The organism is Pseudolysinimonas sp., from assembly GCF_057350545.1.
In genome coordinates this window covers 1-16,700 of the sequence record NZ_JBMRCP010000076.1, presented here as the reverse complement: position 1 = coordinate 16,700, position 16,700 = coordinate 1, and the positions used below count along the sequence as shown (strand labels likewise).

Annotated in this window: 17 protein-coding genes; 3 read left to right on the top strand and 14 right to left on the bottom strand. The window is 72.6% G+C overall.

Annotated elements, in window-relative coordinates; genetic code table 11:
• Positions 1 to 17: 17 nt before the first annotated feature.
• Together ACO1X9_RS10720 and ACO1X9_RS10715 are read right to left on the bottom strand one after the other, a co-directional pair.
• Positions 18 to 194: a hypothetical protein gene (locus ACO1X9_RS10720; protein ID WP_486350826.1), complete on the bottom strand. Its 177-nt coding sequence runs from the start codon at positions 192 to 194 to the stop codon at positions 18 to 20.
• Positions 181 to 3,882 (bottom strand): AAA family ATPase, encoded by a 3,702-nt coding sequence (locus ACO1X9_RS10715; RefSeq protein ID WP_486350825.1) that lies wholly within the window; start codon positions 3,880 to 3,882, stop codon positions 181 to 183. Before ACO1X9_RS10715 ends, ACO1X9_RS10720 begins: the two co-directional genes overlap by 14 nt.
• Before the next feature lie 165 nt (positions 3,883 to 4,047).
• Here ACO1X9_RS10715 and ACO1X9_RS10710 point away from each other — a divergent pair, with 165 nt between their 5' ends.
• From ACO1X9_RS10710 to ACO1X9_RS10700, 3 genes are all read left to right on the top strand, one after another.
• Positions 4,048 to 5,301, top strand: a complete 1,254-nt coding sequence (locus tag ACO1X9_RS10710; protein ID WP_486350824.1) for a hypothetical protein — start codon at positions 4,048 to 4,050, stop codon at positions 5,299 to 5,301.
• On the top strand, positions 5,301 to 5,750 hold the full coding sequence (locus tag ACO1X9_RS10705) for a hypothetical protein (protein ID WP_486350823.1): 450 nt from the start codon (positions 5,301 to 5,303) through the stop codon (positions 5,748 to 5,750). Before ACO1X9_RS10710 ends, ACO1X9_RS10705 begins: the two co-directional genes overlap by 1 nt.
• A gap of 135 nt (positions 5,751 to 5,885) precedes the next feature.
• Positions 5,886 to 6,488, top strand: a complete 603-nt coding sequence (locus ACO1X9_RS10700; RefSeq protein WP_486350822.1) for a hypothetical protein — start codon at positions 5,886 to 5,888, stop codon at positions 6,486 to 6,488.
• A 20-nt stretch (positions 6,489 to 6,508) separates the two neighbouring features.
• On the opposite strand, the gene ACO1X9_RS10695 is transcribed toward ACO1X9_RS10700, so the two are convergent.
• The 12 genes from ACO1X9_RS10695 to ACO1X9_RS10640 form a co-directional block, all read right to left on the bottom strand.
• A complete protein-coding gene (locus ACO1X9_RS10695) occupies positions 6,509 to 7,312 on the bottom strand; it encodes an SDR family NAD(P)-dependent oxidoreductase (protein WP_486350821.1) in 804 nt (267 codons plus the stop codon).
• Positions 7,313 to 7,544: 232 nt separating this feature from the next.
• Positions 7,545 to 7,808, bottom strand: coding sequence for a carbon storage regulator (locus tag ACO1X9_RS10690; protein ID WP_486350820.1), 264 nt, complete (start codon positions 7,806 to 7,808; stop codon positions 7,545 to 7,547).
• 9 nt (positions 7,809 to 7,817) lie between these two features.
• Positions 7,818 to 8,621, bottom strand: a complete 804-nt coding sequence (locus ACO1X9_RS10685; RefSeq protein WP_486350819.1) for a hypothetical protein — start codon at positions 8,619 to 8,621, stop codon at positions 7,818 to 7,820.
• On the bottom strand, positions 8,596 to 10,644 hold the full coding sequence (locus tag ACO1X9_RS10680; RefSeq protein WP_486350818.1) for a flagellar biosynthesis protein FlhA: 2,049 nt from the start codon (positions 10,642 to 10,644) through the stop codon (positions 8,596 to 8,598). The genes ACO1X9_RS10685 and ACO1X9_RS10680 overlap by 26 nt, the downstream gene beginning before the upstream one ends.
• Before the next feature lie 20 nt (positions 10,645 to 10,664).
• Complete coding sequence (locus ACO1X9_RS10675) at positions 10,665 to 11,759, bottom strand: EscU/YscU/HrcU family type III secretion system export apparatus switch protein (RefSeq protein ID WP_486350817.1); 1,095 nt, start codon at positions 11,757 to 11,759, stop codon at positions 10,665 to 10,667.
• A gap of 2 nt (positions 11,760 to 11,761) precedes the next feature.
• Positions 11,762 to 12,502: a flagellar biosynthetic protein FliR gene (fliR, locus tag ACO1X9_RS10670; RefSeq protein ID WP_486350816.1), complete on the bottom strand. Its 741-nt coding sequence runs from the start codon at positions 12,500 to 12,502 to the stop codon at positions 11,762 to 11,764.
• Positions 12,503 to 12,512: 10 nt separating this feature from the next.
• Positions 12,513 to 12,788, bottom strand: coding sequence for a flagellar biosynthesis protein FliQ (gene fliQ, locus ACO1X9_RS10665; protein WP_486350815.1), 276 nt, complete (start codon positions 12,786 to 12,788; stop codon positions 12,513 to 12,515).
• Positions 12,788 to 13,489: a flagellar type III secretion system pore protein FliP gene (fliP, locus tag ACO1X9_RS10660; RefSeq protein ID WP_486350814.1), complete on the bottom strand. Its 702-nt coding sequence runs from the start codon at positions 13,487 to 13,489 to the stop codon at positions 12,788 to 12,790. Before fliP ends, fliQ begins: the two co-directional genes overlap by 1 nt.
• A gap of 3 nt (positions 13,490 to 13,492) precedes the next feature.
• Entirely contained in the window at positions 13,493 to 14,293 is an 801-nt protein-coding gene (locus ACO1X9_RS10655) for a FliO/MopB family protein (RefSeq protein WP_486350813.1), read from the bottom strand.
• Entirely contained in the window at positions 14,293 to 14,997 is a 705-nt protein-coding gene (gene fliN / locus ACO1X9_RS10650) for a flagellar motor switch protein FliN (RefSeq protein ID WP_486350812.1), read from the bottom strand. The genes ACO1X9_RS10655 and fliN overlap by 1 nt, the downstream gene beginning before the upstream one ends.
• Entirely contained in the window at positions 14,994 to 15,929 is a 936-nt protein-coding gene (locus ACO1X9_RS10645; RefSeq protein ID WP_486350811.1) for a FliM/FliN family flagellar motor switch protein, read from the bottom strand. Before ACO1X9_RS10645 ends, fliN begins: the two co-directional genes overlap by 4 nt.
• Before the next feature lie 85 nt (positions 15,930 to 16,014).
• Positions 16,015 to 16,700 (bottom strand): OmpA/MotB family protein (locus ACO1X9_RS10640; RefSeq protein ID WP_486350810.1); only part of this gene is annotated, 686 nt, incomplete at its 5' end.

Here is a 16,700-nt window from a genome sequence, read left to right as displayed (position 1 = left end):
CTCGACCACCGAGATGGTCAGTAGTGCGGGGGGACGTCGCCGCGCAGGCGGGCGTCGTTCTCACCCTCGGCGTGACGGTCGGGCTCCTCGATCGGGAACGGGTCGCTCCCCGGCGGCTGTTCGGTGCGCGCGCGGCGGTGCTTCCGCCGCGGCGGCGGGAGCGGTGCGGGCGGGTCGGACTCAGTGTCCGGCAATGACCGGGATCTCCTGCGTGATGGTCGCGACCTGCACGCCGGCGAGCCGCGCGATGCGGTCGGCCACGGCATCCGGATCGCTGAACAGCTCGAAGGCGTGCACGCGCGCGTAGTGCCAGCCGAGACGGCGCAGCACCTCGGGGCGCAGCCGGAGCGACTCGCGCAGCGACCGGCCGATCAGCACGGTGTCGGTCTCGACGACGACGCACATGCCGCCGTTCGCGGCGACGAGGCCGAGCTTTCCGCGGTGGCCGAGGGCGACGCGCAGGCCGCGCAGTTCGAGGCGGCGGGCGAGGTCGACGAGCATCGGGTCGGAGTCGTCGGGCAGCGGCTCCGACGCGCGGCGCGCGGCCACCTCCTCGAGGATCTCGGCGAGCGCGATGGCGCCGTGACCGAGGCGGCCGTCGTCGATGTCCGCCGGACGGAAGCACGTGACGATGCAGAGCGACCGGCGCGCCCGGGTCATCGCGACCGCGAGCAGTCGCTCACCACCCGGCTTGCCGAGCGGACCGAAGTCGGAGAGCACGCGTCCGTGCGGAGTGCGGCCGTAACCCACGGAGAACACGACGCGGTCGCGGCTCTGCGCCGTCGACTGCGCGATCGGCAGCACGTCGAACGGCTCGGCACGGTCGCTCAGCACGAAGTCGGTGAGCTCGGGCCGCCCCGACATCGCCTCGGCGATCGCCTTCCACACCCGCGCGGCGTGCTTGTCGCTCGCCGTCACGACCATGAGCGACTCCTGCGGACGCGACGTCGCGTGCTGGATCACGAGCTCGACGACGCGACGCACCTCGGCATCCACGCTCTCGACCGCGCCGGTCACGGCGTCGGGCAGTCCGGTGCCGTCTTCGACGTACTCGAGCACGAGACTGCCGTGCCCGAGGAACGAGCCCGCCCACGGCAGGGCGTCGATGGCGCCGCCGTAGAAGCGGCGGTTGACGAGCTCGGCGAGGTCCTCGCCGCCGGCGCGGTACGACCGGGTGAGCACGAGCGTCGGGAGGATCTGCGCGAGCCGCGCCATCGCCGAGCGCGCGTGCAGCTCTTCGAGGGTGCGCGAGTCGGGCCGCGGCTCCTCGTCCTCGGTCGCCACGAGGCCGGTCGTGAACGCCGACGGCGTCTGGATGACGGGATCGCCGAACGCGACGACCTGCTTGGCCCGGCGGATCGCGCCGACGCTCTCCGCCACCGTGAGCGTGCCGGCGTCGACGAGCAGCACGGCGTCGAAGCTCATGTCGCCCGGAACGGCGTCGATCTCGTACGGCGAGGCGAGCCACACCGGCGCGAGGGCGCGCGACAGGTGCGGGGCTGCCCGCTGCAGGTCGGCGGCGGCCACGTCCTCCGAGCGCAGCGCGGCCTTGAGCGCACCCGCCTCGTCGGGCCAGTCGAGCAGCCCGATCTTCCAGCCTTCCGCGAGCCGGTGGGCGAGACCCTGCGCGCTCCCTGCGACGTGCGCCTCGTCGACGAGACGGAAATCGGCTTCGAGCCGCTCGAGCACGTCGGTCTTCGCCCCGAGCAGGGCGCGGTCGTTCTCGAGCAGGGCGTCGAGGGCGCTGCGCCACCAGGCGAGTTCGAGCTCGGCGGCGACCCCGTCCTCGGGCACGTGGCGGTTGGCGAGGTCGGCGATGAGGGCGTCGAGGTCGAGGGCCCGCAGCACGCCGACGAGCTCCGCGCGCTCCTGAAGGTTCGCGAGCGCGTCGGAGTCCGCGGCGAGACCGCCGAGCACCTGGCCGAGCTCGTGCAGCGGCAGCCCGAGCAGCGACGTCTCGCGCGTCGTACGGCCGAGCGGCGCGTCGAGCGACTCGAGGTCGGCCGCGACCTGCGTCCACGCCGCCTGCACCTCGGAGATCCCGGTGGGCACCTCCGGCGTGACCCCCGCGGCGACGAAGCGCTGCCACAGGATGCGCTGGCGTTGGATCGCGTCGAGGGAGGCGTGCAGGTCGCGCACGTGCATCCCGGGGCGCACATACTCCTTCGCGAGGTGCGTGAGTCGGCGACGGTCGCCCGCGCTCATCTCGGGCGTCTCGCGACGCGGCGCGGTCGCCGCGACCAGCTCGGCGAGCGAACGGTCGAACACGGCGGGCACGAAACGGTCGAGGGTGTCGCGGATGTCGGCCAGCAGACGCAGATAGACCCCGAGCTCGGCGATCGTCTCGAACGGCCGCATGCGGGTCGCCCCGATGAGCTCCTGCGCGCGCACGAGCAGCCACGGCACCGCCTCGCCGTGCAGGCGCTTCGCGAGGAGGTGCGCCGAGGCGGCGGCATCCCCGGACGCGAAGACGGCGCCGTACCAGGGGGAGTCGGCAGGGCCGTAGCGGAACTCGCCGAGCTTCGCGGCCTCGATCATCGTCGAGGCGGCGGGCGCGCGGTCGACGGCGAGCCGCTGCACGGTCTCGCGACCGAGTCGCGCGGTCGTGGCGGGTGGATGCGGCAGGAGCGCGAGGCGGGACAGCTCGGTCACGCAGTCGAGTACCGAGACGCCGAGCACGGCATCCGTGCGCGTGAGCGACTCGCGGTAGTCGAGCAGCACCGAGCGCAGCCGCACGAGCGCCTCGTCGACCTCGCTCACGTCGGGCGCGGCGGCGCGTTCGTTGCGGGTGATCGCGCGGAGCAGATCGCGGCGCAGCGTGCGCGGCGAGACGGCGACCCCAGGTAGGCCGATGTCGGTGAGGCGACGCGAGATGCCGGTGAGCGACCCGCGCCGCGGGCTGACGACGAGCACGCGCTTGCCCTGTCCGATCAGCGCGCCGAGCGCGTTGACGACGGTCTGCGTGCCACCTGTTCCGGGCATCGTGGTGACGACGACCGAATTGCCCGCCGCGATCTGCGCGATCACGTGCTCCTGCTCGGCGTCCGCGTCGAGCAGCAGCGAGTCGGTCGACGGGTCGCGCTGGTCGGCGTCGATCACCTCGACGGGACGCTGCCCCTCGTCGAGGGCCCACTTCGCGGTCGCGTTGTCGGCGAGCGCGTCGAGCACGGGATGCTCGAGGTCGACGGCGTCGGCGACGAGAGCTTCCGCGACTTCCGCGAACGCCGACACGATGAGCCGCGGCTGCACCCCGAAGCCGTCGAGGTGCCCGGTGAGGGCGCGGAGCTGGTCGATGACGGCGTTGGGCTTGAAGGTGCCGTCGGCGTCGCTCAGTGCGACGAACGCGCGCGGGTCGAGCGCGATCCCGAACTGCTGCTCGAGCACGCGGGCGAGCGCCGGGTTGAGCATCGCCTCTCCGCGCAGCTTGAGCTCGACGTCGCGCCCGTAGCGTCGCAGCGCCAGGGGACGCAGCAGGATCGGGGCGCAGTAGTCGCCGTCCGGCCCCGACCAGGTGGCCACCCCGATGCCGAGACGGATGGCGTCGATCCCGCGCGTGCTCGAGAGTTCGAGCCCCTTCGCGGCGATCCGGTCGGCGGCGAGTCGTGCGGCACGCAGGGCGACGTCGTCACGGATGAGCTGTGACAGCAAGGTGCTCGCCCCGGTGATGAAGCGCGCGAGGCCGCCCGGGTGCGTCGTCGAGAGCTCGAGCCGCGTGGTCGCGTCGTCGACGAAGTGCAACAGCGGCGAGCGTCCGCCCACGCCGGAGAGCTCCGACCTCCAGTGCTCGCGCACGGGCGCCGCAGGGTCGCCGCGGCGCCAGTCGGGTTCCACCGGGGTCAGCGCGGGCGCGTCCACGGCAGCATCGAACACTTCCTCGTCCATTCCGAGGTCGTCCTCCCGCCGATCGGCATGCCGCACATCGCCACGATAAGTCGGGAGGTCCGGGAAATCGGGGAGGCTCTTCGGAGTTTCGATACACCGCGCCGGGGGCGCGGCACTCAACCCGCGCCTCACGTTCTGCGGTTTCCCAGCCCTAGAATCGGGCTCGTGGCGCCCGACTTCGCGACTCTCGTGGGACTCGTCGGCGGAACCGTCGGCGTCGCCTTCGCCGCGTTGACCGTCGTCGGCGTCGTGCTGCTCCGCCGCCGGGCGCGTCGCACCGCCTCGGCGCCGCTTCCGGGCCGCACGGATGCCGGCGTCTCCCTCGTCCGCGCCGACGAGGCGGTGCGTGCGGCGGCCGACGATCTGGCGTTCGCGGTCGCCCAGTTCGGTGAGGACCGCACGCGCGACTTCGCCCGCGCGCTCGAGGCGGCCCGGAGCGACCTCGAGAAGGCGTTCGTGCTGCAGAACCGACTCGACGACGCGGAGCCGGAGGGTGAGCGACGCCGCAAAGACTGGGCGAAGAGCATCCGCGCACTCGCCGACCGCGCCCGTGAGACCGTCGAGGCCGAGGCGCGGCGTTTCACCGAGCTCCGACGCAGCGAGGCCGACGCCCCCGAGACGCTCAAGTTGATCCGCGAGCTGCTCACCGCCGTCGAGGCCCGGCTCGAGCCCACACGCGCCGTACTCGCCGACCTGAGCAGGGCCTACGTCGAGACGGCCGTCGCCCCGGTCGCGGGCAACGTCGAGGCCGCACGGGAGGCGCTCGCCGAGGCACGGGCGGCCGCCGACGAGGCCGATGCGGCGATCGCCGCCAGCCGTGTCACCGCGGTCACCGAGTCGCTCACGACGGCGCGGCAGCGGGGTCGCGACGCGGCCGCATTCCTCGATGCCGTGGAGCACCGGCGGGACGAGCTCGCCGCCGCGGTGGACGGCATCCGCTCGCTCGCCGCCGAACAGCAGGCCGCCCTCGACGACGCGCGGGGGCTGCGCGACGCTCCCCCCGACCCCGACTCGTCGGCGGTCGTCAACGACGCGATCGGCGAGCTCGAACGCGAACTGGTCGCCGTCGAGAAGTCGGGACGACGCGATCCGGTCGCCGAGCTCGACCGCCTCGTGGATGCCGGCGACGCCCTCGACGTCGCGGTCGCCACGGCGCGCAACCAGCAGCGCCGCCTCGAGGGGGCGCGAGCCGCGCTGGGTGGCGCCCTCCTCTCCGCCCGCACCCAGATCAGCGCGGTCGAGGACTTCATCGGCTCGCACGGCGGCGGCGCGGGCTCGCGCTCGAAGCTCGCCGAAGCCAAGCGCGAGCTGCAGTTCGCCGAGAACGAGGCCGATCCGGTCGCCGCGCTCGACGCCGCACGGCGCGCGCAGAACCGGGCGCGCGACGCCGACGACCTCGCGCGCTACGCCGGTCGCTGATGGTGGACGACAACGCCGGCGAGCCGGTCTTCAGCCCCGCCGTCGCCCTCGTCACGTTCGCACGCGACGTCGAGGTACGCCTCGCCGCACTGCTCGAGCCGCACTCCCTCACGCTGCGCAAGTACGCCGTGCTGCAGCGCATCGCGACGACGCCCGGACTCTCCCTCCCCGACCTCGCCCGCGGGGCCCGCACCACCGAGCGCGGCGTCGGCACGATCGTGCGCGCTCTCGTCGAGTCGGGTTGGGCCCGCGCCGGGCTCGGACCGGGCGGCCTCCCGGCCCAGATCGTCGTCACGCCCGCCGGCTCGACCCTGCTCGACCGGCTGCGCGGCGACGTCGCGGCGCTCGATGACGAGACCTTCGGCTCCCCCGCAGGTCGCGAGCTCTCCGCGGCGCTGCTCGGCGTCGAGGCGGAGTCCGCGCCTCGACGCTCGCAGACCCAGGAGTAGGGGTCACCCGGGTCGGTGGCGACGGCCCGCACGTCGAGGCCGAACAGCCGCGAGCATTCGGCGCTCACCTCGATGTCGCCGCGCTCCCCCGCCGGGCTCTCGCACACCCAGGTGTAGGCGCTCGCCGGCTCGCGCGTGACGGCGACGCGATGCTCGTCGGGGTACTGGGCGTCGCACGCGGCCTGCAGGTCGACGCCACCCAGCATCCCGACCGGGCAGGCGACGACGACACCCGGGTCGTCGGGTGCGCAGAGCAGCCGGGTGCCGTGGGCGTCGTCGAACGGCACCCGGTCGCCCGAGCAACCCGATCCCGACCAGGCCGCGAACCGCACCCTCTCGCCCGCGACGGTTCCGAGCGGGTCGCCCGTCGCCACCCGGTCGCCCACGGTCACGGTCGCGTCGACCGGGGCGAGGCGCACCGAGCCACCGTCGTCGAGGTCGAGGCAGACGCCGTCGTCGACGTCGCTGACCAGTGCCTCGGCCGGCGATCGGAGTTCGGCGCCGCCCGACACCCGCGCCGACGGGGCGCACTCGCGGGCGAGCTCGAGTTCGGGACCGTCGCCGCAGGCTTCCCACGTCTCGCCCGTCGCGAACGGCGCCGACAACCGCGGTCCGGACTCGGGTCCGCCGGAGACGAGCGACACGACGGTGATCGCCGCGACGCCGGTCGCGAGAACGAGCACGGCGAGCGCGCCGACGAGTTCGCTGCTCGGCCGCGTCATGACGGCGGAAGTCTAGCCAGCGACCGCGCCGGGCTCCTACTTGATCATCTTCGCCATCTGGTCGGCGATGATCGCGGTCGCGCGCTGCGGCATGAGCCGCGCGAGCCGGTCGAGCAGCTTCGCGTCGCTGCCGATCCGCAGCTTGTACCGGCCCCTCTCGATGGCGGCGACGATCTGCGCACCCGCCGAGGCCGCCGTCGTCATCTTCCTGCCGCCGCTGTTCTCTGCGGTCGCCGCACCCGGCATCTGCACGCCCGAGTTGCCGGTGATGTTGGTGCCGACGGCGCCGGGGAACACCACGGTGACGGCCACGGTCGTGCCGCGCAACTCGGCGTAGAGCCCCTCGGTGAACAGTTTCACGGCGGCCTTCGAGGCGCCGTAGGCGCTCTGCCCCGGGAACGGCACGAGCGCACCCATGCTCGAGACGTTGACGATGCTCGCCGCGGGGCGCTCCTTCAGCGCGGGCAGGAACGTCTTCACCGTGTTGACCGTGCCCCAGAAGTTGACGTTCATCACGCGCTCGATGTCCTCGAACGAGAGGTCGCTGATCGGGATGAACCTGTGGATGATGCCGGCGACGTTGACGAGCCCGTCGACCTGGCCGTGCGCCTTCGTGACGGCCGCGGGCAGCTTCTCGACGGCCTTCCGATCGGCGATGTTCACGACGTGCGTGCTGAGCCGGTCGCCCGCGCCCGCGAGCTGCGCCGTCTCGGCGAGCCCCGTGTCGCTCAGGTCGAGGGCCGCGACCCGGCCGCCCTTGCGCAGCAGCTCCAGCACGACCTCGCGCCCGATCCCGTTGCCGCCGCCCGTGACGACGAACACCTTGCCTGCGATCTCCATCGATCCGTCTCCTCTCGCCGCCGTGGGGCGGTGTCAACTTTGTTGACACCAGCGTACGCCGCGAGAGCGCGCGACGTGCCGGCCGTCCCCGCTTCGCGTTTTCAGGACTTCCTGCGACAGGAGTTGACGGGAGTGGGCGGCGAGGATGCAGGAGTCGACTTCTGCCACACGAAGTCCTGAAAACGGAAAGCGAACTCGGGCCCTGACCGCGGCAGGATGGGAGAACGGCTGCTCAGGATGCGGCGGAGTCGCCCTCGGGGCGAGCGCGGGCGCCGAGCAGTTGCGCGAGAGCGGCCTCGGTGCCCTCGTCGACGGAGCCGGCGGCTTCGGCGTTCGCGACCGCGAGCGCCTCGACGACCTCGTGACGCTGGATGCGGATGCCGCGCGGAGCATCCACCCCGACGCGCACGCCGTCACGGCGGACGTCGATGATCGTCACGACGATGTCATCGCCGATGAGGACCTTCTCGCCCTTCTTCCGCGTGACCACCAGCATGGCGTCACTTTAGCCGACGGCCCCCGGTTCGCCTCGAGGCAGGCCGAGGAGTCCGACGGTCCCCGCCGAGGCGGTGTGCGGCCCGGCGAGCGGCAGGTAGGCGTCGACCGGCCGGTGCCGGGCGAGCGCCGCGACCCAGGCCTTCGTGTCGTCGTGCTTGCGGGCGGGGTCGATCACGACCCACAGCTTGTCGGGGGCGATCTGCCGCACGCGGTTGTCGGCCGCGACGTGGGCCGGGTCGCCCGAACCGAGCCCCCAGGCGAGGAACACCGGCAGCCCGGCATCCTCGGCTTCCGCCTTCTGCAGCACGGCACCCCGACGGTCGTCGATGCGGCCCGCGGCGCGCGACTCGAGCCCACCGCCGATGCGCAGGATGCCGGTCGCGCCCGCGAGGTGCGCCGCGACGGGCAGCGCCTCACCGAGCAGACCCGCGATCATGACGAGGTCGCCGGGAGCGCGGCGCAGCACCGAGATGCGCGGCACCGCGGCACCGCGGCCGAGCGGGCGACGCGTCGCGAGCATCGACTCGAGGTCGCCGAGCACGAGGCCGAAGCCGGCCCCCTCGGTCGAGAGGCGCTCCGGTTCGGGGCCGACGCCGCCCTCGTCGAGGGTGTCCGCCCCGAAGGCACGCAGGTCGGGTTCGGGCAGCTCCACCACGAGATCGAGGTAGCGGCGCGCGAAGAACCCCGCGATCCCGCCGACCCGCACCTCGTCGATGCGCACGAGGCGGGCCGACGGTCCGTGCAACTCCCGCACGTGCGCGCGCGGGTCGCCCAGCCGGGCCGGGTCACACCGCAATCGGATCCAGGACACGCACCACCCCCACGGTCTCGATCGGAGTCTGCGCGGCCGCAGCCTCCTGGTACGACAGCACGGGGAGCCCGTCGCGCGACGTCGACACGAGGCGGCGCACGGCGGGGCGCAACGCGGGGGCGCAGACGAGCGCGACCTGCGTGCCCGACAGGCGGGCCTGCTCGACGATGCCGCCGAGCGACGTGATGACGGCTTCGAGCCGCGCGGGGTCGAACACGATCTGGGCGCCCAACTCGGAGGGGCGCAGCGCCTCCAGCATCGCCTGCTCGAGCAGCGGCTCGATCATGACGACGTGCAGGCGTCCGCCCTCGAGGTGCGGCTGAGCGATGACCGGGCCGAGCGCGGCACGCGCCGCCTCGATGAGGCCGTCGGGGTCGTTCGAGACCTTCGCCCGCAGCGCGAGCGCCTCGTAGATGCGGCCGAGGTCGTTGATCGGCACGCGCTCCGCGAGCAGCCCCTGCAGCACGCGCTGCACCTCCGCGAGCGAGAGCAGCGACGGGACGAGCTCGTCGACCGCGGCGGGGTTGATCTGCTTGACACCGTCGGTGAGCACGCGCACGTCCTCGCGCGACAGCAGCCGCGGGGCGTGCGACGAGATGATCGCCGACAGGTGCGTGATGATGACCGAGACGCGATCGATGACCGTGGCCCCCGCCATCTCGGCCCCGTGGCGCATCTCGACGGGCACCCACTTGCCGGCCATGCCGAACACCGGGTCGACCGTCTCGGTGCCCGGCAGGGCGTCGAGGTGCTCGCCGAGCGCGAGCACCCGGCCGACCGGCGCCGTACCGCGACCGGCCTCGACGCCCGCGACGCGGATCACGTAGGTGGAGAGCGGCAGCTCGACGTTGTCGCGGGTCCGCACGGGCGGCACGACGATGCCGAGCTCCATCGCGAGACGGCGCCGCAGGGCCCGCACGCGGCCGAGCAGGTCGTCGGAGCCCGATGCGATCGGCACGAGGTCGGGCGAGAGCTGGATCTCGAGAGCGTGCACGCGCATCTGCTCGATGAGATCTTCGGGGCCGTCCTTCGGCGCCTCGTCCTCGGCGGTGCGCACGGCGTCGACGGCCTCGAGCTCGCGCCGCTTCTTGAGCGCCGCGAGGCGGCGTCCCAGGATGATGAGCGTCAGTCCGACGACGGCGAACGGCAGGATCGGCATGCCCGGGATGAGCCCGAGCACGATCGCCGCGGCCCCGGCGATCGTCACGGCGATGTGCGACTGGGTGAGCTGCGCCGACGTCGTCGTGCCCATGTCGGCCTCGGCGTTGGAGCGCGTGACGATGACACCCGTCGCGACGGCCAGCAGCAGCGCCGGGATCTGCGTGACGAGCCCGTCACCGATCGTCATGATCGCGTAGGTGTCGAGGGCTTCCTCGACCGCCATCCCGCGCTGCAGCATCCCGATCGCGATGCCACCGACGACGTTGACGATGATGATGATGATGCCCGCGATCGCGTCGCCCTTGACGAACTTCGAGGCGCCGTCCATCGCGCCGTAGAAGTCGGCCTCGGCCGAGATCTCGGCGCGGCGGGCGCGCGCCTGCTCCTCGGTGATCGCGCCCGCGTTGAGGTCGGCGTCGATCGCCATCTGCTTGCCCGGCATGGCGTCGAGGGTGAAGCGCGCGCCGACCTCGGCGACGCGCTCGGCGCCCTTCGTGACGACGACGAACTGGATGACGACGAGGATCAGGAAGATCACGGCGCCGATGATGAGCGAGTCGCCCACCGCGACGTGGCCGAGCGCCTCGATGACCTGACCGGCGAAGCCGTCGCCGAGCACGAGGCGCGTCGAGGCGACGTTGAGCCCGAGCCTGAACAGGGTCGCGACGAGCAGCAGCGACGGGAAGATCGAGAAGTCGAGCGGCTTCTTCACGAACATGCTCGTCAGCAGGATGACGAGCGCGAGCATGATGTTGACGATGATCAGCACGTCGAGCAGCGCGGCCGGGATCGGCACGACGAGCAGCACGACGATGCCGACGATGCCGACCGGCACGGCCAGGGTGGGCCAGTTCCTACGCACGGGATTCTCCTCGGGACGGGTCAGGCGGCTGCGCTGAACGAGCGCAGGGGACGATGGATGCCGCGGGCCGAGCCGCGACGGGTCAGGGACGCGACGAACGCGAGCAGGCGCGCGATCGCGGTGTAGAGCTCGACCGGGATCTCCTGGCCGACGTCGCAGGCCGCGTAGACCGCGCGCGCGAGCGGCAGGTCTTCGATCATCGGCACGCCGTTCTCGGTCGCCTTCTCGCGGATGCGGGTCGCGACGTGGTCGGCCCCCTTCGCGACGACGCGCGGCGCCGAGCGGCCCGGCTCGTACTTCACGGCGACCGCGAGGTGCGTCGGGTTGAGCAGCACGACATCCGCCGTACCGACGGCCGCGATCATCCGGTTGCGGCTCATCGCGAGCTGCCGGCTGCGGCGCTGCCCCTTCACGAGCGGGTCGCCGTCGGTGTTCTTGTGCTCGTCGCGCGCCTCCTTCTTCGTGACGAAGGTGTGCTTGCGGTTGCGACGGTTGACGACGAGCACGTCGACGAGGGCGAGCACGAGACCCGCGACGACGGCGGCCTGCAGCAGCAGCGTCACCCCGCCGGCGGCCGTGTCGAGCACCGCGGCGAGCGACAGGCGGCCCGCGCTCATGAGCACCGGCACGAGCGACTGCACGACCATGAACAGCACGAGGCCGATGACCGTGGTCTTCAGCAGACCCTTGCCGCCCTCCCAGAGCGCCTGGAGGCCGAACATCCGCTTGAGGCCGGCGACGAGGTCGAAGTTGCGCAGCGACGCCTGCGGCGAGCGCAGATGGATGCCGCCCTGCGCCGCGACGGACGCGATCGCCGCGATGACGACGATGCCGAGCATCGGGGCGAGCGCGGGGATGATCGAGTCGAGCGCGTCGGTCGCGATCGCCACCGCGAGCTCCGGTTCGGGGTCGGCGATGACGTCGCGCAGGCGCAGGAGCACGGCGCCCGCGGCGTCGGCGGTCGCCTGACCGACGGTCGCGAACGTCGCGGCGGCCGCGGCGACCCCGACCCACGCGCCGAGATCGCGCGACGTGCCGATCGAGCCCTTCTGCCGGGCCTCCTTGAGCTTGCGCGGGGAGGCCTTCTCGGTGCGTTCTCCGGTGGTGTCGCTCACGGCTACCTCACCCCCAGGATCGTCTGGACGGCGTCGTCGGTGAGGGCCTCGACGATCCCGGGCAGTGCCGAGACGACGACGCCCGCGAAGACGATGGTCAGCAGGATCTTGAGCGGGAAGCCGAGCGCGAAGGCGTTGAGCGCGGGCGCGACGCGCGTGAGCAGGCCGAGCCCGGCATCCGCGAGGAAGAGCACGACGATGAGCGGCGCCGCGATCTGCAGCGCCGCGAGGAACATCTGCCCGAGCCCGCCGAGCATGAGCTCACCGGTGGCGGGCATGTCGAGCCCGGAGCCGACGGGGATCGCCCCGAACGAGCGGAACAGTCCGCCGAGTACGAGCTGGTAGCCGTCGGTGACGAACAGCAGCGCGAGGGCGACGAGGTGGAAGAGCTTCGAGAACTGCGCGCCGTTGACCTGCGACATCGGGTCGAAGCCCTGCGCGAGCGAGAAGCCGCCGAACAGGTCGATCATCGCGCCGGCCGACTGCACCGCCGAGAACGCGAGCATGACGAGGAAACCGAGCGCGAGGCCGACGACGAGCTCGCCGGTGAGCGCCATCAGGAACGCGCCGATCTCCTGCGAGACGTACTGGTCGGTGACGCGCGGGGCCACCGCGACCCCGAGTCCGATGCCGAGCATGGCCTTGATGCGCATCGGGATGGCGTTGTGGCTGAACGGCGGAGCGATCACGACGAACGCGGTCACCCGCACCCCCGCGAGCGCGACAGCCTCGATCCAGCCCATCGTCCGCCCCTCACGCCCCGCCGACGAGAGCCGGGATGCGGGAGAACAGGTCGGTCGTGAACGACACCATCTCGGCGATCATCCACTGGCCGCAGACGATCATCGCGATCGCGACCGCGACGGCCTTCGGCACGAACGAGAGCGTCACCTCCTGGATCTGCGTGATCGACTGCACGAGCGAGATCGCGAAGCCGACGACGAGCGCCGTGATGAGGATCGGAGCGCCGAGCTTCGCCGCGACGATGAGGGCGTCCTGGGCGAGGTCGAGAACGGAGGCGGCATCCATCAGACGGTGTAGCTCCCCACGAGGTTGGTGACGAGCAGGCCCCAACCGTCGACGAGCACGAAGAGCAGGATCTTGAACGGCAGCGACACCATGACGGGCGGGAGCATCATCATGCCCATCGCCATCAGCGCCGCCGAGACGACGAGGTCGATCACGAGGAACGGCACGAAGATGACGAACCCGATGATGAAAGCCGCGCGGAGCTCCGAGATCATGAACGCCGGGATGAGGGTCTGGATCGGCACCTCACCCGCGTTCGCCGGGTTCTCGACGCCCGCGGCGCGGCTCATGAGCGCCAGATCCTCCTCGCGCGTATGGGCGAGCATGAACTGGCTGAGCGGCTGGAGGGCGGCATCCACAGCCCCGCCGAACGACAGCGAGCCGTCGAGGTAGGGCTGCACCGCGAGGGTGTTCACCTCCGTGAGCACCGGCCACATGATGAAGAGCGACAGGAAGAGCGTGAGACCCGCGAGCACCTGGTTCGGCGGCACGGTGGTGAGCCCGAGCGCGTTGCGCGTCATCGAGAGCACCACGAAGATCTTCGTGAACGCCGTCATCATGAGCAGCAGGGCCGGCGCGACCGACAGCAGCGTGATGCCGATGAGCACGACGACGCTCGTCGACGGCTCGCCGTTGCTCGCCGCGGTTCCGCTCCCCAGGAGACCGTCGAGGATGCCCCCGAGGTCGTCAGTGTCGTTCATGCGTTACGAGGCGCGCTGCAGGACGGGGAGGTTGGCGGCGAGCGGGGTCGCCGTGGAGTAGTCCTTGACCTTCTTCTCGGGCGTGCTGTTGCTGAGGAACGCGGCGAGCGCGGACGTCGCGGTGGTCGCGTGGTTCTGAACGGGAAGAACGGATGCCGTGGCGGGCTCCGCGGGGACGCTCGGCGCATCCGCGACCCGGATTCCGATCGCGCCGGCGAGCGTGCGCGTCATGTGCGGCAGAAGCTGCTCACGCAGAGCCGGGACGGTCATCCGGCGACGGCGACGGGGAGCGACGTGCTCCTCATTCGTCACCGAGGCGTCGACGACCGTGCTGACGGCGGGCGCCGCGGAGGCCTCGTCGAGGGCCTCGCGGAAGACGGCGGCGAAGTCGACGGGGGCCGGAGTGGCGACGCCGGCCGAGGCAAGGGCGTCCTCGGCCGGCGCAGCGACCTGGGTCGGGTCGCTTTCGGAGTCGATCGCCGCGGGTTCGGCGATCGTCGCGGCGACGGGGGTCGTCGCGAGGACCACGGGCGCGGCGGGGGCCGGCTCGAGGACGGAGATGCCCTGCTCGGTGACCCCGAGCACGAGCTTGACGCCGTCGATCTCGACGACGGTGATCGACGCCTTCGCCGTGAGGCGGTGGCTGCCGAGGACCTGGATGGGGCGCTTCGCGCCGCCGCCGAAGCGGCTCGCGATCGCCGACTTCTTCGAGCCGCGGGTCACCTTGCGCTGCACGAACCAGATGAGGCCGAGCACGGCGCCGAGCGCGACGAGCACGCGGAGGGCGAGGAAGAGGGTCTCCATCAGACGTTCTCCTCCGGGTCGAGGATGCGCGTGATGCGCACCGCGTAGTCCTGATCCACGACGACGACCTCTCCGCGGGCGATCGGGCGGCCGTTCAGCAGCACGTCGGCGGGCGCCCCGACCGAGCGGTCGAGCTCGATGACCGCGCCCGGCTCGAGCGCGAGCACCTCGCGCACGCTCATGCGCACGCGACCGAGCTCGACGGTGAGGTCCATCGCGACGTTCGAGATGCGGCCGAGGCGCGAGTCGACGGCCTCCGCGGTGGCGGTGCCGGGCTCGGCGGCGCTGCGGACGGTGACGCCGAACCAGCCGACGACACGGCCGCCGGCGCGGAGTTCGTACGCGACGCGCCCGGCGTCCGCCAGCGCCGTCGCGGCGGGAACCTCGCGCGGTTCGGCGACGACGCCCGCGCCGAGCGGCGCGGCCGCCGCCTCGAGGGCAGGACGTAGCACGTCGGCCGCGGTGACGCGACCGTTCTCGGCGCCCGCGGCATCCGCCAGCAGTGCGCCGTCGGCGAGGACGAGCACGAAGTCGGCCGACCGGGCGCCGACGAAGGTCGCCGCGACGGCGACGGCTTCCGCGGGAACCTCGGGTGAACCGACGAGCGGTTCGGCGATGACGGCCTCGGCGGTCGGGAGCGCCGGCGCGAGCGCCGTGACGAGCCGCTCCTCGATCCCGGCGACGGTGTCGATGTGCGTGGTCATTCGGTCTCCTCGAGGTCGACGACGACACAGGCGAGATTCCCGCTCTGCGTGCCGATCGCGGCGTGCGCCACGACCTGCCCGTCGACGGCGAGGTCGAGCGGACGGTGCTGGGCGTGGGGAAGGGTGAGCACGTCGCCGACGGCGAGGCCCAGGACGGTGGCGGGGCTGACCGCGGCCGGACGCAGACGCAGAGCGAGGTCGACGGGGACGGTCGTGACCTGGGCGCGCAGCAGCGCGGCCGGGTCGTCGGCGGCGGGCGCGGCGTGCTCCTCGGCCCCCGGGGTCACGGCGACCGCGGGGAGCGCCAGCGCGACGGTCGTACGGCGTCCGTCGACGCTCACCGCGAAGGTCGCGACGAGCATCGCGTCGTCGGGACGCGCGGCCGAGGCGAGCCGGGGCGCCGGCGGGAACGACACGATCGAGAGGTCGATCGGCAGGAAGCCGGTGAAGGCGTAGCGGAGGTCGTCGAAGGCGCCCTCGAGCATGAGACGCACGACCGACTGCTCGATCGCCGTGAGCGTCGTGCGGGTCGGAATCGCGGTCGGGGTCGGAATCGCGGTCGGGGTCGGGGTCGCGGTCGCGGCAGGCGCGGCGCCGAGCATGCGGGTGACCCAGCCGAGCAGAGCCGGCACCGGGATCCGGAGCAGGCCGCGGGCGTCGGCGCCGGGCACGGCGCACACCACGAGCGCGTCGTCGTCGCCGAGGCGGTCGACGATCTCGCGGTAGTCGAGCACGGCCACGCCGGTCGACTCGACGGTGACCTCGCCGTGCAGGCGGGCGCCGAGCGTGGTCGACCAACGGTTCGCGAACACGTCGAACGCGTCCTCGAGGCGGCGCACGCGGTCGCGCGGGATGGCTGCCGGGCGGCGGAAGTCGTACGGCTCGGGCGCGGGGGTACCCGCATCCGTCAGCTCCGCCACCACGACCGTCATGGCAGGGACAGTCGGCGTATCCGAACGCGGCGTTAGAGGACGGGGTACCCCCCTTTCAGTGGACGGGCTCCACGGGGCACGTGTTTCAGTGGCCGGATCCCGTCCCCTCTCCCGAGTGGGGGTCGGGCTCCCCCGAGCCCGACCCGCGGTCCGGCGTCCCCCCGGACGCCGAACCCGTCGTCGCGGCCCCCACCGTCGACGACTCTCCCGACTCGGCGAGCTGCTGGGCGAGCCCCTCCGGGTCGGTCGTCAGCACCACGATGTCCACGCGGCGGTTGAGTGCGGGATCCCCGTTGCTGCTCGGACGCGCCGAGCCGAAGGTCGTTCCCGAGATCTTGCTGCCCGGCATCCCGGACACTTCGACGAGGTGCCGCAGCACGCTCGTCGCCCGAGCGGCGGCGAGCTCCCACGTGGAGCTGTAGGGCGCGGGGTTGAAACGCGGATCGGCGTGACCCTCGATGGCGAGGTCGCGCCCGGACGCGGCGAGGCCGGGACCGATCGCGTTGAGCACGTCGAGCGCGTCGGGTCGCAGCCGGGCCGAGTTGCCGTCGAAGAACGTGTCGACGCCCGTGAGCTTCACGACGAGCCCGCGGTCTTCGATCTCGAACTCGACGGCGGCCGCGAGCCCGGAGTCGCCGAGCTGCGCCGAGATGGTGTCGGCGAACTGCTGCATCTGCTCGAACTCCGTCGGCTCGGGCACGTACCCCGCGTAGCCCTCAGACGGACCGGCCTGGCCCACGAGCTCCTCCGGCACGACGATGCCCTCGGCGG